At 54.9% G+C, this 16076-nt stretch carries 15 protein-coding genes; all 15 read left to right on the top strand.

Features of this window, described 5'->3' with window-relative positions; genetic code table 11:
- Positions 1-392 precede the first annotated feature (392 nt).
- The 15 genes from ACLJQJ_RS09600 (at position 393) to cpsG (ending at position 16024) form a co-directional block, all read left to right on the top strand.
- Complete coding sequence (locus ACLJQJ_RS09600; protein ID WP_000978077.1) at positions 393-1532, top strand: polysaccharide export protein; 1140 nt, start codon at positions 393-395, stop codon at positions 1530-1532.
- Positions 1533-1537: 5 nt separating this feature from the next.
- Positions 1538-1987, top strand: a complete 450-nt coding sequence (wzb, locus tag ACLJQJ_RS09595) for a low molecular weight protein-tyrosine-phosphatase Wzb (protein WP_000482224.1) — start codon at positions 1538-1540, stop codon at positions 1985-1987.
- Positions 1984-4143, top strand: coding sequence for a tyrosine-protein kinase Wzc (gene wzc / locus ACLJQJ_RS09590; RefSeq protein WP_000137227.1), 2160 nt, complete (start codon positions 1984-1986; stop codon positions 4141-4143). The genes wzb and wzc overlap by 4 nt, the downstream gene beginning before the upstream one ends.
- Before the next feature lie 86 nt (positions 4144-4229).
- Entirely contained in the window at positions 4230-5072 is an 843-nt protein-coding gene (gene wcaA / locus ACLJQJ_RS09585) for a colanic acid biosynthesis glycosyltransferase WcaA (protein ID WP_000205695.1), read from the top strand.
- 2 nt (positions 5073-5074) lie between these two features.
- Complete coding sequence (gene wcaB / locus ACLJQJ_RS09580) at positions 5075-5563, top strand: colanic acid biosynthesis acetyltransferase WcaB (RefSeq protein ID WP_000888724.1); 489 nt, start codon at positions 5075-5077, stop codon at positions 5561-5563.
- Positions 5560-6777, top strand: a complete 1218-nt coding sequence (wcaC, locus tag ACLJQJ_RS09575) for a colanic acid biosynthesis glycosyltransferase WcaC (protein ID WP_023138392.1) — start codon at positions 5560-5562, stop codon at positions 6775-6777. Before wcaB ends, wcaC begins: the two co-directional genes overlap by 4 nt.
- Positions 6752-7966, top strand: a complete 1215-nt coding sequence (gene wcaD / locus ACLJQJ_RS09570; RefSeq protein ID WP_000091392.1) for a colanic acid polymerase WcaD — start codon at positions 6752-6754, stop codon at positions 7964-7966. The genes wcaC and wcaD overlap by 26 nt, the downstream gene beginning before the upstream one ends.
- A 12-nt stretch (positions 7967-7978) precedes the next feature.
- Complete coding sequence (gene wcaE / locus ACLJQJ_RS09565; RefSeq protein WP_000480132.1) at positions 7979-8725, top strand: colanic acid biosynthesis glycosyltransferase WcaE; 747 nt, start codon at positions 7979-7981, stop codon at positions 8723-8725.
- 15 nt (positions 8726-8740) lie between these two features.
- The gene (gene wcaF / locus ACLJQJ_RS09560) at positions 8741-9295 is read left to right on the top strand and encodes a colanic acid biosynthesis acetyltransferase WcaF (protein WP_001153603.1); all 555 of its coding nucleotides are present in this window, start codon (positions 8741-8743) and stop codon (positions 9293-9295) included.
- A gap of 23 nt (positions 9296-9318) precedes the next feature.
- A complete protein-coding gene (gene gmd / locus ACLJQJ_RS09555) occupies positions 9319-10440 on the top strand; it encodes a GDP-mannose 4,6-dehydratase (protein ID WP_000048160.1) in 1122 nt (373 codons plus the stop codon).
- A gap of 2 nt (positions 10441-10442) precedes the next feature.
- Entirely contained in the window at positions 10443-11408 is a 966-nt protein-coding gene (locus ACLJQJ_RS09550) for a GDP-L-fucose synthase family protein (RefSeq protein ID WP_001041701.1), read from the top strand.
- A 2-nt stretch (positions 11409-11410) separates the two neighbouring features.
- Positions 11411-11884: a GDP-mannose mannosyl hydrolase gene (locus tag ACLJQJ_RS09545; protein ID WP_063809115.1), complete on the top strand. Its 474-nt coding sequence runs from the start codon at positions 11411-11413 to the stop codon at positions 11882-11884.
- Positions 11881-13104, top strand: coding sequence for a colanic acid biosynthesis fucosyltransferase WcaI (gene wcaI / locus ACLJQJ_RS09540; protein WP_063809116.1), 1224 nt, complete (start codon positions 11881-11883; stop codon positions 13102-13104). The genes ACLJQJ_RS09545 and wcaI overlap by 4 nt, the downstream gene beginning before the upstream one ends.
- Positions 13101-14543, top strand: coding sequence for a mannose-1-phosphate guanyltransferase (gene cpsB, locus ACLJQJ_RS09535; RefSeq protein ID WP_000605946.1), 1443 nt, complete (start codon positions 13101-13103; stop codon positions 14541-14543). The genes wcaI and cpsB overlap by 4 nt, the downstream gene beginning before the upstream one ends.
- 110 nt (positions 14544-14653) lie before the next feature.
- The gene (gene cpsG, locus ACLJQJ_RS09530; RefSeq protein WP_063809117.1) at positions 14654-16024 is read left to right on the top strand and encodes a colanic acid biosynthesis phosphomannomutase CpsG; all 1371 of its coding nucleotides are present in this window, start codon (positions 14654-14656) and stop codon (positions 16022-16024) included.
- Positions 16025-16076: the final 52 nt, after the last annotated feature.

Here is a 16076-nt window from a genome sequence, read left to right as displayed (position 1 = left end):
TTGTTACCTTGCCTGTCATTAGGTTAGCTGCAACAATTCTTGCAGGATTAAGATAGCGCTCTTAAATATCCTGTCACGACATCGAGAAAACTATTAATACGTAACCTTTATTTCGCTGAAGATTTTTATCTGAACGAGGATAAAATCGGAGGGGAATGCGAAAATTTAGAATAATCAGTGTATTGGTAGCTAAGAAGCCAGGGGCGGTAGCGTGCCTGAAAGCCTGAATATAAGCCTTTATTATTCTGTCAATAGCCTGCGGATGAATTGATTTTTTTTCAGAATGATGCCAGTTAATTTTCTCTGCCATTAACTGCAAGGTAAATGTGCACGGACGAAGCCGCTATTTAAATTGCACAGGATAATGACTCTGCCAAAGTGATAAATAATCAATGATGAAATCCAAAATGAAATTGATGCCATTATTGGCGTCGCTCAGCTTGATAAGTGGTTGCACAGTACTTCCGGGCAGCAATATGTCTACGATGGGGAAAGATGTGATCAAACAGCAAGACGCTGACTTTGATCTCGACCGGATGGTCAATGTGTATCCGCTGACGCCACGGCTGGTTGAGCAATTACGCCCGCGGCCCAATGTCGCGCAACCGAATATGTCGCTGGACCAGGAGATTGCCAGCTATCAGTATCGCGTCGGGCCTGGCGATGTGCTGAATGTCACCGTCTGGGATCACCCGGAATTGACCACGCCAGCGGGCCAGTACCGTAGCTCAAGCGATACCGGCAACTGGGTACAGCCGGACGGCACCATGTTTTATCCCTACATTGGCAAGGTTAGCGTCGTCGGTAAAACTTTGTCAGAGATTCGCAGCGATATTACCGGGCGTTTAGCGAAGTACATCGCGGACCCGCAGGTGGATGTCAATATCGCCGCTTTCCGCTCGCAAAAAGCGTACATCTCCGGCCAGGTGAATAAATCCGGTCAGCAGGCCATTACTAACGTACCGTTAACCGTCCTGGATGCGATTAACGCTGCGGGCGGCCTGACCGATATGGCGGACTGGCGCAACGTCGTGTTGACGCACAACGGCAAAGAACAACGCATTTCGCTACAGGCGCTGATGCAAAATGGCGATCTTAGCCAGAACCGCTTGCTCTACCCTGGCGACATTCTGTATGTGCCGCGCAATGACGATCTGAAAGTCTTTGTCATGGGCGAAGTGAAAAAACAGAGCACCCTCAAAATGGATTTCAGCGGCATGACGCTCACCGAAGCATTAGGCAATGCGGAAGGCATCGATCTGACCACCTCCAACGCCAGCGGCATTTTTGTGATTCGTCCGTTGAAAGGCGAGGGGGGACGCGGCGGCAAGATCGCCAATATCTACCAGCTTGATATGTCTGACGCCACGTCATTGGTGATGGCGACGGAATTCCGACTTCAGCCTTACGATGTGGTGTACGTCACGACCGCGCCGGTTGCTCGCTGGAACCGTCTGATCAATCAGTTGCTGCCAACCATTAGCGGTGTCCGTTATATGACGGATACGGCCAGCGACATTCATTCCTGGTAATCGTTATGTTTAACAAAATCTTAGTGGTCTGTGTGGGGAATGTTTGCCGTTCCCCGACGGCAGAACGTTTGCTAAAGCGCTTTCATCCCTCGCTGACGGTTGCGTCCGCCGGGTTAGGCGCGCTGGTCGGCAAAGGCGCCGATCCTGCGGCGGCGAGCGTGGCGAGCGCCCACGATCTGTCTTTGGAAAATCACTGCGCAAGGCAAATTTCCGCGCGTCTGTGCCGGGAATATGACCTGATTCTGACGATGGAGAAACGTCACATCGCCGCCCTGTGCGACATTGCGCCGGAAATGCGCGGCAAGGTAATGCTGTTTGGTCACTGGGACAGCGAGCGTGAAATACCGGACCCGTATCGCAAAAGCCGCGATGCGTTTGAGGCGGTGTACACATTACTGGAAAGGTCTGCCCGCCAGTGGGCGCAGGCACTGAATGCAGAGCAGGGAAAACCATGACAGAAAAAGTAAAACAATCTGCGGCGGTTACGGGTAGCGATGAAATCGATATCGGGCGTCTGGTCGGAACGGTGATTGAAGCGCGTTGGTGGGTGTTGGGGACGACGGCCATATTTGCGCTGTGCGCGGTAATTTATACGTTCTTCGCCACGCCCATCTATAGCGCCGATGCGCTGGTGCAGATTGAACAAAACGCCGGTAATTCGCTGGTACAGGATATCAACAGCGCATTAGCGAATAAGCCGCCGGCTTCCGATGCGGAAATTCAGCTCATTCGATCGCGCCTGGTGCTGGGGAAGACCGTTGACGATCTGGATCTGGATATTGCCGTCACCAAAAACACCTTTCCGCTCTTTGGCGCCGGGTGGGAACGGCTGATGGGACGTCACAATGAAATGGTGAAAGTCACGACATTCACCCGACCAGAGACGATGAGCGGACAGATCTTCACCCTCAAAGTGCTGGGCGACAAACGTTATCAGTTAGTCAGCGACGGCGGATTTAGCGCGCAGGGCGTTGTGGGCCAGCCACTCAATAAAGACGGCGTGACGATGCGGGTAGAGGCAATTGACGCCCGTCCTGATACGGAATTTACGGTGAGTAAATTCTCAACGCTTGGCATGATTAATAACCTGCAAAATAACCTCACCGTAACGGAAACCGGCAAAGATACCGGCGTTCTGAGCCTGACGTTCACGGGAGAGGATCGCGACCAGATCCGCGAAATTCTCAACAGTATTACCCGTAACTATCTGCAACAGGATATTGCGCGGAAATCTGAAGAGGCGGGGAAGAGCCTGGCGTTTCTGGCAAAACAACTGCCGGAAGTCCGCAGCCGTCTGGATGTGGCGGAAAACAAGCTAAACGCTTTCCGCCAGGATAAAGACTCGGTGGATTTACCGCTGGAGGCGAAGGCGGTGCTCGATTCGATGGTTAATATCGACGCCCAGTTGAATGAGTTGACGTTTAAAGAGGCGGAAATTTCCAAGCTCTTTACCAAAGCGCATCCGGCTTACCGCACCCTGCTGGAAAAACGTAAAGCGCTGGAAGATGAAAAAGCCAAACTGAACGGGCGGGTGACGGCAATGCCGAAAACCCAGCAGGAGATTGTGCGTTTGACCCGTGATGTGGAGTCCGGCCAGCAGGTTTATATGCAACTGCTTAATAAACAGCAGGAGCTGAAAATCACCGAAGCCAGCACCGTTGGCGACGTGCGCATCGTTGACCCGGCGATTACCCAGCCGGGCGTGCTAAAGCCGAAAAAGGCGTTGATTATTCTCGGCAGCATTATTCTGGGATTAATGTTATCGATTGTCGGCGTGCTGCTGCGCTCGCTGTTTAATCGCGGTATTGAAAGCCCGCAGGCGCTGGAGGAACACGGGATCAGCGTCTATGCCAGTATTCCGCTGTCGGAATGGCAAAAAGCGCGCGATAGCGTCAAAACCATTAAAGGGATTAAGCGTTACAAGCAGAGCCAACTGCTGGCGGTGGGTAATCCGACCGATCTGGCGATTGAGGCGATTCGCAGCCTGCGCACCAGCCTGCATTTCGCCATGATGCAGGCGCAAAATAATGTACTCATGCTCACAGGCGTCAGCCCCTCTATCGGCAAAACCTTTGTTTGCGCCAATCTGGCGGCCGTCATCAGCCAGACGCATAAACGGGTATTACTGATCGACTGCGATATGCGTAAGGGCTACACCCATGAACTGCTCGGCACCAATAACGTGGACGGCTTATCTGACATTCTGGCGGGCAAAGGCGAGATAGCCTCCTGCGCGAAACCTACGGCGATCGCTAATTTTGATCTTATTCCGCGCGGTCAGGTGCCGCCTAATCCATCGGAACTGCTGATGAGCGAGCGCTTCGGCGAGCTGATCGCCTGGGCAAGCAGCCGCTACGATCTGGTATTAATCGACACGCCGCCGATTCTGGCCGTGACGGACGCCGCGATTGTGGGTCGTCACGTCGGGACAACGCTGATGGTGGCGCGTTATGCCGTCAACACCTTAAAAGAGGTGGAAACCAGTCTGAGCCGTTTTGACCAGAATGGCATTCAGGTCAAAGGCGTCATTCTCAACTCCATTTTCCGCCGGGCGACGGGCTACCAGGATTATGGCTATTACGAGTATGAATACCAGTCAGATTCCAAATAAAAAATAAGGCGTGCCGGATGGCGCGGCCTGTGACTGTAGGCCGGACAAGCGTAGCGCCATGCGGCAAAACTATCTGGGGAATAAGCATGACAACAGACAATCCGCTGATCTCAATTTATATGCCAACCTGGAACAGGCAGCAGTTGGCTATCCGGGCGATTAAATCAGTACTACGTCAGGACTACCGTCACTGGGAGATGATCATCGTGGATGATTGCTCCTCATCTTATCAGCAGCTACAACAATTTGTTGAGGAGCTGAACGACCCGCGCGTCCGTTATACCCATAACGCCAGGAATACCGGCGCTTGCGCGGTTCGCAACCAGGCCATTATGCAGGCGCAAGGGCACTACATTACCGGTATTGATGATGACGATGAATGGACGCCAAACCGTCTGAGCGTGTTTCTGGCCCATAAACACCAGTTGACTACGCACGCCTTTTTGTATGCCAACGACTATGTGTGCGAGGGCGAGGTCTACTCTCAGCCTGCCAGCCTGCCGCTGTATCCGAAATCCCCTTATTCGCGCCGCTTGTTCTACAAGCGCAATATTATTGGCAATCAGGTTTTTACCTGGGCCTGGCGCTTTAAAGCGTGTTTGTTCGATACCGAACTCAAGGCGGCGCAGGACTACGACATTTTTCTGCGCATGGTGGTGGAGTATGGCGAACCGTGGAAAGTCGAAGAGGCGACGCAAATTTTACATATCAACCACGGCGAGATGCAGATTACCTCTTCGCCGAAAAAGTTCTCCGGCTATTTCCATTTTTATCGTAAGCACAAAGATAAATTCGATCGCGCCAGCAAAAAATACCAGCTTTTTACCCTGTACCAAATTCGCAATAAGCGAATGACCTGGCGCACGTTGCTGACGTTGCTCTCCGTGCGTAACAGCAAACGCCTGGCGGCCGGGCTGCGGGGGCGATAACGATGCTGGAAGACTTACGCGCGAATAGCTGGAGCTTACGCCCCTGTTGCATGGTGCTGGCCTACCGTATCGCTCATTTTTGTTCCGTCTGGCGCAAAAAGAATGTGCTGAATAATCTGTGGGCCGCGCCGGTGCTGGTGCTGTATCGCGTGATCACGGAATGCCTGTTCGGATATGAAATCCAGGCCGCCGCGACCATTGGTCGGCGGTTCACTATCCATCATGGTTACGCGGTAGTGATCAACAAACATGTCGTCGCCGGCGACGATTTTACCATTCGCCACGGCGTCACCATTGGCAATCGCGGCGCGGACAGCCTGGCTTGTCCGGTGATTGGTCACGGCGTTGAGCTGGGGGCGAATGTCATCCTGCTTGGCGATATTACTATCGGTAATCACGTCACGATTGGCGCGGGTAGCGTGGTGCTTGACAGTATTCCGGACCATGCGCTGGTGGTGGGAGAAAAAGCACGGGTGAAGGTCAGCACATGAATATTCTGCAATTTAATGTACGGCTGGCGGAAGGCGGCGCGGCGGGAGTGGCGTTGGATCTCCATCTGCGGGCGCTGCAAAAAGGGCTGACGTCACGTTTTGTCTACGGTTATGGCAAAGGCGGAAAAAAAAGCGTCAGCCACCACCGTTATCCGCAGGTGATAAAACAGACGCCGCGCGGCACGGCAATCGCTAATATCGCGCTGTTTCGTTTCCTGAATCGCGATCTGTTTGGCAATCTCGACAATCTTTACCGCACGGTTATCCAGACATCCGGCCCGCTGGTGCTGCATTTTCATGTTCTCCACAGTTACTGGCTAAACCTGGCGGACATCGTGACGTTTTGCGAAAAAGTCAAAGCGCAAAAACCAGACGTCACGCTGGTCTGGACGTTGCACGATCACTGGAGCGTTACCGGGCGTTGCGCCTTCACCGACGGTTGCGAGGGCTGGAAAAGCGGCTGCCAAAAATGCCCGACCCTAAGCAATTATCCGCCGGTCAGGGTGGATCGGGCGCACCAGCTTATTGACGGCAAACGTCAGCGCTTTCGTGACATGCTGCGGCTGGGCTGCCAGTTTATTTCGCCGAGCCAGCACGTGGCCGAGGCCTTTAACAGCGTTTATGGCGCGGGGCGCTGCCAGATTATTAACAACGGTATCGATCTGGCGACCGAGGCGATTCTCGCGCAGCTATCACCTGTGCCGCTGAATCCGGGCAAACCGCGGATCGCCATTGTGGCGCATGACTTGCGTTATGACGGCAAAACTGACCAGCGTCTGGTACACGACATGATGGCGCTGGGCGAAAAAATTGAACTGCATACCTTTGGTAAATTTTCGCCTTTTACCGGCCAAAACGTTGTTAATCACGGTTTTGAAACCGATAAGCGTAAATTAATGAGCGCGCTCAATGAGATGGATGCGCTGGTCTTTAGCTCGCGGGTCGATAACTATCCGCTGATCTTGTGTGAAGCGCTCTCGATCGGCGTACCGGTGCTCGCTACCCACAGCGAGGCGGCGCAGGAGGTGCTGGCGAAATCCGGCGGCCAGACTTTTGCCGCTACAGATGTACTGCGCCTGGCGCAGCGGCGTAAGCCAGAGATTGCTCAGGCGGTATTCGGCGCAACGCTGGACGCCTTTCGTATGCGTAGCCGCGTCGCGTACAGCGGTCAACAGATGCTGGAGGAGTATGTCTCGTTCTATCAGAATCTGTAGCTATCTGCTGCTGCCGCTGATCTACCTACTGGTCAATGTCAAGATTGCCCAACTGGGGGAAAGCTTTCCCATTACCATCGTCACTTTTTTACCGCTGTTGCTGCTGTTATTTGTGGAACGCATTAGCGTAAAAAAATTAATGATCGCCTTAGGCATCGGCGCGGGGCTTACAGCATTTAACTTCCTGTTCGGCCAGTCGCTGAATGCCGGTAAATATGTCACGTCCACGATGCTGTTTGTCTATATTGTGGTCATTATCGGGATGGTCTGGAGTATCCGATTCAAAACCATTTCCGCGCATAACCACCGAAAGATTTTGCGTTTTTTTTATCTGGTGGTGGGTATAGTGGTCGCGCTCGCCGCGGTTGAGATGGCGCAAATTATCCTTACTGGCGGCAGCAGTATTATGGAAGGAATTTCGAAATATCTCATTTACAGTAATAGCTACGTACTGAACTTCATAAAATTTGGCGGTAAGCGTACCACTGCGCTTTATTTTGAACCGGCATTTTTCGCTTTGGCACTAATCTCAATTTGGCTGAGCATCAAACAGTTTGGTATCAAAACACCGAAAAGCGATGCTATGATTCTGGCAGGGATAATATTATCAGGATCATTTTCAGGGGTAATGACCTTTATCCTGTTTTACCTTCTGGAGTGGGCGTTCCAATATTTGAATAAGGATGCGATAAAGAAAAAACTTCCACTGGCGCTGGTCTCATTAACCCTGTTTTTGGTTGGGGTAATTATTGCATTTCCTTATATCGCGACACGACTTGGCGATTTAGGGACGGAAGGCTCATCTTCTTATTATCGTATTGTGGGCCCGTTAGTCATGGTCGGATATTCCTTGACCCATATTGATGGTGTAGTCAGATTTGGCTCACTTTATGAATATGTCGCATCATTCGGAATCTTTAACGGTGCGGATGTCGGGAAAACCATAGACAATGGATTGTATCTGCTGATTATTTATTTTTCCTGGTTCGCAGTGCTAATGACGCTGTGGTATATGGGGAAAGTTTTAAAAATGGCGCTAAATGCGTTTGGCGATAATCGCAATTTTCGGGTACAGCTCTATCTTTTTACGCCGGTGTCGCTGTTTTTTACCGGTTCAATATTTAGCCCGGAATATGCTTTTTTAATCGTCTGTCCGTTCATTTTGCGCAAGGCGTTAAAAATTTCATAACGGGGTGGTGGCATGTTTTTAAGCGTCGTTACCGTCGCCTTTCGCAATTACGAAGGGGTGGTAAAAACCTGGCGCTCGCTGCGCAATCTGGCGCGCGATCCGGGTCTGTCATTTGAATGGATCGTAGTGGATGGCGGTTCGGAGGACGGCACGCGCGAATTTCTGCAAAAACGTCACGGTGAGTTTAACCTGCGTTTTATCAGTGAAAAGGATCGCGGTATTTATGATGCCATGAACAAAGGCATTGCGCTGGCGCAGGGGCGCTATACCCTGTTTCTTAATTCCGGGGATGCGTTCCATGATGATGCCGCGCTGTTTGTCCGCCAACTGGCGCGGCAAAAGGGCGAGGCGATGTATATTGGCGACGCGCTGCTGGATTTCGGCGGCGGGCATAAAATACGCCGGAAGGCTAAACCCGGGTATTATATCTACCATAGTTTGCCAGCCAGCCATCAGGCGATATTTTTCCCGACGGCAGCGTTAAAAAAGTATCCTTATGATCTGCAATATCATGTCTCTTCAGATTATGCGCTGGCGGCCCGTCTCTATAAAGCAGGCTATCCTTTTCGGCGAATTAACGGACTGGTATCTGAATTTTCGATGGGCGGCGTGTCAACCTCGAATAATCTGGAATTATGTCAGGATGCAAAAAACGTACAGCGAAAAATATTACGTGTGCCAGGGTTTTGGGCGCAATTATCCTATTTATTACGTCTGAAAACGACGGGTAAAACAAAAGCGCGGTATAACAAAGTCTAATCACCGGGAGTTATTATGCAGGATCTTAGCGGCTTTACGGTGCCGAAAGGGTTCCGCGGCGCTAATGCGCTAAAAGTACAATTATGGTGGGCGGTACAGGCGACATTATTCGCCGGGTCGCCGCAAATATTGTATCGCTGGCGAGCCTTTTTGCTGCGTCTGTTTGGCGCCAAAATTGGAAAGAATGTGGTTATTCGACCGTCAGTAAAAATTACCTATCCGTGGAAATTAACCGTCGGCGATTATGCCTGGGTAGGCGACGACGCTGTGTTATATACGTTGGGTGAAATTAATATTGGCGCACATGCGGTTATTTCACAAAAAGGGTATTTGTGTACCGGTAGCCATGATTATACCAGCGCTCATTTCGATATTAACGCCGCGCCGATTGTTATTGGCGAAAAATGTTGGCTGGCGACCGATGTTTTTGTCGCGCCCGGCGTGACGATAGGTCATGGCACCGTCGTCGGCGCGCGCAGCAGCGTATTTAAATCATTACCGGCAAATGCGATTTGTCGGGGCAATCCCGCAGTGGTAACGCGCCAGCGCGTTCAGAAAGTTACTCCCTAACGGGACTATTTGAGGAAATGAAAATGTCAAAAGTCGCTCTCATTACTGGCGTAACCGGACAGGATGGGTCTTACCTGGCAGAATTTCTGCTGGAAAAAGGGTATGAGGTGCATGGTATCAAGCGCCGCGCGTCATCGTTTAATACCGAGCGCGTGGACCATATTTATCAGGATCCGCACAGCTGCAACCCGAAATTTCATCTGCATTATGGCGACCTGACCGACGCCTCCAACCTGACCCGCATTTTACAGGAAGTGCAGCCGGATGAGGTCTACAACCTGGGCGCGATGAGCCATGTGGCGGTGTCGTTTGAGTCGCCGGAATATACCGCCGATGTGGATGCGATGGGCACGCTGCGCCTGCTGGAGGCGATCCGCTTCCTCGGTCTTGAAAAGAAAACGCGGTTCTACCAGGCCTCCACCTCTGAACTGTACGGGCTGGTGCAGGAGATCCCGCAGAAAGAGACCACGCCGTTCTACCCGCGTTCCCCCTATGCGGTGGCGAAACTGTACGCCTACTGGATCACCGTCAACTACCGTGAATCCTACGGTATTTACGCCTGTAACGGCATTCTGTTTAACCACGAGTCCCCGCGTCGCGGCGAAACCTTCGTCACCCGTAAGATCACCCGCGCCATCGCCAATATCGCGCAGGGACTGGAGTCCTGCCTGTATCTCGGCAACATGGACTCGCTGCGCGACTGGGGTCATGCGAAAGATTACGTGCGGATGCAGTGGATGATGTTACAGCAGGAGCAGCCGGAAGATTTCGTGATTGCCACCGGCGTGCAGTATTCCGTACGCCAGTTTGTGGAGCTGGCGGCGGCGCAGCTGGGGATAAAATTGCGCTTTGAAGGCGAAGGCATTAATGAGAAAGGGATTGTGGTATCCGTTACCGGACACGATGCGCCGGGCGTGAAACCGGGGGATGTGATTGTGGCCGTTGATCCGCGTTATTTCCGTCCGGCGGAAGTGGAAACCCTGCTGGGCGACCCGTCCAAAGCGCATGAGAAACTGGGCTGGAAACCGGAAATCACCCTTTCGGAGATGGTCTCCGAGATGGTGGCGAACGATCTGGAGGCCGCGAAAAAACACTCACTGCTGAAATCTCACGGTTACGAGGTGGCCATCGCGCTGGAGTCCTGAGAATGAATAAGCAACGAATTTTTGTGGCGGGCCATCGCGGAATGGTGGGCTCCGCCATTGTACGGCAGCTTGCGCAGCGCGGCGACGTGGAACTGGTGCTGCGCACCCGCGATGAGCTGGATCTGCTCGACGGGCGTGCGGTACAGGCGTTCTTTGCCGGGGCGGGTATCGACCAGGTTTATCTGGCGGCGGCGAAAGTGGGCGGCATTGTCGCCAACAACACGTATCCGGCGGATTTTATTTATGAAAACATGATGATAGAGAGCAACATTATTCACGCCGCGCACCTGCACAACGTGAACAAACTGCTGTTTCTCGGTTCGTCCTGTATCTATCCGAAACTGGCAAGGCAGCCGATGGCGGAAAGCGAGCTGCTGCAGGGGACGCTGGAGCCGACCAACGAGCCGTATGCCATCGCCAAGATCGCCGGGATTAAACTGTGCGAGTCCTACAACCGGCAGTACGGTCGCGACTACCGTTCGGTGATGCCAACCAACCTGTACGGCCCGCATGACAATTTCCATCCGGACAATTCACATGTGATCCCGGCGCTGCTGCGCCGCTTTCATGAGGCCGCGCAGAGCCACGCGCCGGAGGTGGTGGTGTGGGGCAGCGGCACGCCGATGCGTGAATTTCTGCACGTTGACGATATGGCGGCGGCCAGTATTCACGTGATGGAGCTGGCGCGCGAAGTGTGGCAGGAGAACACTGCCCCGATGCTGTCGCACATTAACGTCGGCACTGGCGTGGACTGCACCATCCGCGAACTGGCGCAGACCATCGCAAAGGTGGTGGGTTACCAGGGCCGGGTGGTGTTCGACGCCGCGAAGCCGGACGGCACGCCGCGTAAATTGCTCGACGTCACGCGCCTGCATCAGCTTGGCTGGTATCACGAAATTTCACTGGAGGCAGGGCTTGCCGGTACTTACCAGTGGTTCCTTGAGAATCAGCAACGGTTCCGGGGGTGACAATGTTTTTACGTCAGGAAGATTTCGCCGCCGTGGTGCGGACCACGCCCCTCATCTCCCTCGATTTCATTGTGGAAAACGGCCAGGGGGAAATTTTACTGGGCCAGCGTCTCAACCGTCCGGCGCAGGGCTACTGGTTTGTGCCGGGGGGGCGGGTGTGCAAAGACGAAACGCTGGAGGGCGCCTTTGCACGCCTGACGCAGGCGGAACTGGGCGTGCGTCTGCCGCTGGCGGCAGGGACGTTTTATGGCGTCTGGCAGCACTTCTATGACGACAACTTTTCCGGTGAGGATTTTTCAACTCACTACATCGTGCTCGGCTTTCGTCTGCGCGTGGCGGAGAGCGATTTACGCCTGCCTGAGACCCAGCATGGCAGTTACCGCTGGCTGACGCCGGAACAGCTGCTGGCAAGCGATAATGTTCATGAGAACAGTCGGGCCTACTTCTCTCCTGACGCGCCGGCGGTGGGCCTATGAAGATCCTGGTCTATGGCATTAACTATTCGCCGGAACTGACCGGTATCGGCAAATATACCGGTGAAATGGTGGCGTGGATGGCGCAGGAAGGCCATGAGGTGCGGGTCATTACTGCGCCGCCGTACTACCCGCAGTGGAAGGTCGGCGAGCGCTATTCCGCCTGGCGCTATCGCCGGGAAGAGGGCGAGGCTACCGTCTGGCGTTGCCCGCTGTATGTGCCGAAACAGCCCTCCACCCTAAAACGACTACTTCATCTGTGGAGCTTTGCATTGAGCAGTTTTTTCCCACTGATGGCGCAGCGTCGCTGGAAGCCGGATCGGATTATCGGCGTTGTACCGACGCTCTTTTGTACGCCGGGAATGCGCCTGCTGGCGACACTCTCCGGCGCGCGTACCGTTCTGCATATTCAGGATTACGAAGTGGACGCCATGCTCGGCTTAGGAATGGCGGGAAAAGGCAAGCGCGGCAGCGTAGCGCGGTTAGCGACGGCCTTTGAACGCAGCGCGCTGCGTAACGTTGATAATGTTTCGACCATCTCTCGCTCCATGATGAATAAAGCGCGGGAAAAGGGCGTCGCGGCGGAAAAAATCCTCTTTTTTCCGAACTGGTCGGAAGTGGCGCGCTTTCAGGACGTTAATGACGCTGACGTGACGGCTTTGCGTCAGCAGCTTGGCTTGCCAGAGGGCAAAAAAATTGTGCTCTATTCCGGCAATATCGGCGAAAAGCAAGGGCTGGAAAAGGTAATTGACGCCGCGGAACGATTACGCGATCGACCGTTGATTTTTGCGATTGTCGGCCAGGGGGGCGGCAAGGCGCGGCTGGAGAACATGGCCCGCGAACGCGGCCTGGCAAATATTAAATTCCTCCCGCTGCAGCCTTACGACGCCTTACCCGCGCTGCTGAAAATGGGCGACTGCCATCTGGTGGTGCAAAAGCGCGGTGCAGCGGATGCGGTACTGCCCTCCAAGCTGACTAACATTCTGGCGGTCGGCGGTAATGCGGTGATTACCGCTGAGCCGCACACCGAATTAGGGCAACTTTGCGCGCGCTATCCGGGCATCGCCGTTTGCGTGGAGCCGGAGTCGACCGACGCGCTGGTCGACGGGATTAGCCAGGCGCTCGCCATGCCGAAAAACAACACGACGGCACGTGAATACGCCGAACGCACGCTCAATAAAGAGAACGTGCTACGCCAATTTATTGCAGATATTCGGGGATGATAATGCGTCAGACAAAACTTTACCCGGTTGTGATGGCCGGTGGCTCCGGTAGCCGATTGTGGCCGCTTTCTCGCGTGCTTTATCCAAAACAGTTTTTGTGCCTGAAAGGCGATCTCACCATGCTGCAAACCACCATTTGCCGTCTGAACGGCGTGGAGTGCGAAAGCCCGGTGGTTATCTGCAACGAACAGCACCGCTTTATCGTTGCCGAACAGCTCCGCCAGCTCAATAAGCTGACGGAGAACATTATTCTTGAGCCCGCCGGGCGCAATACCGCGCCGGCGATTGCGCTGGCGGCGCTGGCAGCGACGCGCCAGCATACGGACTGCGATCCGCTGATGCTGGTACTGGCGGCGGATCATGCGATCGCCAATGAAGAGGCCTTCCGCGACGCGGTGCGCGGCGCCATGCCCTATGCTGACGCGGGCAAACTGGTGACCTTCGGTATCGTGCCGGATCTGCCGGAAACCGGCTATGGCTATATCCGGCGCGGTGATGTCGTGCCGGGCGCGACGGATGCGGTGGCTTTTGAGGTGGCGCAGTTCGTTGAGAAGCCGGGGCTGGAAACCGCCCAGGCCTACGTCGCCAGCGGCGATTACTACTGGAACAGCGGCATGTTTCTGTTCCGCGCCGGACGCTATCTGGAAGAGCTGAAAAAGTTCCGCCCCGATATTCTGGCCGCCTGTGAACAGGCGATGCGCGGCGTCGATCCGGATCTTGACTTCATTCGCGTGGATGAAGAGGCCTTCCTCGCCTGTCCGGAAGAGTCCATTGACTACGCGGTGATGGAGCGAACGGCGGACGCGGTGGTGATGCCAATGGACGCGGGCTGGAGCGATGTCGGCTCGTGGTCCTCGCTGTGGGAAATCAGCGCCCACACCCCGGAGGGAAACGTCCACCACGGCGACGTCATCAGCCATAAAACGGAAAACAGCTACGTTTACGCCGAATCCGGCCTGGTGACCACCGTCGGCGTGAAGGATCTGGTGGTGGTGCAGACCAAAGACGCCGTGCTGATTGCCGATCGCCACGCGGTGCAGGACGTGAAAAAGGTGGTGGAGAAGATCAAGGCCGACGGACGCCATGAGCACCACATGCACCGCGAGGTTTACCGTCCGTGGGGCAAATACGACTCCATCGACGCGGGCGAGCGCTATCAGGTGAAGCGCATTACCGTCAAGCCGGGGGAAGGACTGTCGGTGCAGATGCACCATCACCGCGCCGAGCACTGGGTGGTGGTGGCGGGGACCGCCAGAGTCACCATCAACGGCGAGGTTAAGCTGCTCGGTGAAAACGAGTCCATCTATATTCCGCTGGGGGCGACCCACTGCCTGGAAAATCCGGGAAAAATACCGCTCGATTTAATTGAAGTGCGTTCCGGCTCGTATCTCGAAGAGGACGACGTGGTGCGGTTCGAGGATCGTTACGGGCGGGTCTGACGCCTGCAATTATGCCCGGTAAGCGCAACGCGCCATCCGGCAATGAATAACAATAACGATGCTGGCCATTTACGGTCAGGGCTAACTGTTGCCTGAAGAAGGGGAAGCACATGACAAAATTAACCTGTTTCAAGGCCTACGACATTCGCGGCAGGCTGGGCGAAGAGCTCAATGAAGATATCGCGTGGCGGATTGGCCGCGCTTACGGCGAATATTTAAAACCGAAAACCATCGTGCTGGGCGGCGACGTGCGTCTGACCAGCGAGGCGCTGAAGCTGGCGCTGGCGAAAGGGTTACAGGACGCGGGCGTTGACGTGCTGGATATCGGTATGTCCGGCACCGAAGAGATTTACTTCGCCACCTTCCACCTCGGCGTGGACGGCGGTATTGAGGTGACCGCCAGCCATAATCCGATGGACTACAACGGCATGAAGCTGGTACGCGAGGGCGCCCGCCCGATAAGCGGCGACACCGGTCTGCGCGACGTTCAGCGTCTGGCGGAAGCGGGCGACTTCCCGCCGGTGAACGAGGCCGCGCGCGGCAGCTACAGACAAATCAGCCTGCGCGACGCCTACATCGACCACCTGCTCGGCTATATCAGTGTTAACAATCTCACCCCGCTGAAGCTGGTGTTTAACGCCGGCAACGGCGCGGCGGGGCCGGTCATTGACGCCATCGAAGCGCGCCTGAAGGCGCTGGGCGCGCCGGTGGAGTTCATCAAAATCCACAACACCCCGGACGGCACCTTCCCGAACGGCATTCCCAACCCGTTGCTGCCGGAGTGTCGCGACGACACCCGCAACGCCGTTATTGAACACGGGGCGGACATGGGTATCGCCTTTGACGGCGACTTCGACCGCTGTTTCCTGTTCGATGAGAAAGGGCAGTTTATCGAGGGGTACTACATCGTCGGGCTGCTGGCGGAAGCATTTCTGGAAAAACACCCGGGGGCGAAGATTATCCACGACCCGCGCCTGACCTGGAACACGGAGGCAGTGGTGACGGCGGCGGGCGGGACGCCGGTGATGTCAAAAACCGGGCACGCCTTTATCAAGGAGCGGATGCGTACGGAGGATGCCATTTATGGCGGGGAAATGAGCGCGCATCACTATTTTCGTGATTTTGCCTACTGCGACAGCGGGATGATCCCGTGGCTGCTGGTGGCGGAGCTGGTGTGCCTGAAGGGACAGTCGCTGGGTGAGCTGGTCCGCGACCGGATGGCGGCGTTTCCGGCGAGCGGGGAAATCAACAGCAGGCTGGCGGAGCCGGCGGCGGCCATCGCGCGGGTGGAAGCGCACTTCGCGGAAGAGGCGCAGGCGGTGGACCGCACGGACGGCCTCAGCATGTCGTTCCCGGACTGGCGTTTCAACCTGCGCTCGTCGAACACCGAACCGGTGGTGCGCCTGAATGTGGAATCACGCGGCGATATTCCGCTGATGGAAGCGCGAACACGCACTCTGCTGGCGCTGCTGAATCAGTAACGTCAGATCTCCCCTTACCGCCTGCGGGTAAGGGGCCAATCACAGGAACAAC

The organism is Salmonella sp. SAL04202, assembly GCF_046550775.1.
Taxonomy (GTDB): domain Bacteria; phylum Pseudomonadota; class Gammaproteobacteria; order Enterobacterales; family Enterobacteriaceae; genus Salmonella; species Salmonella enterica.
The sequence above is the reverse complement of the archived record's forward strand: the minus strand, read 5'-3'. Positions and strand labels throughout refer to the sequence as shown.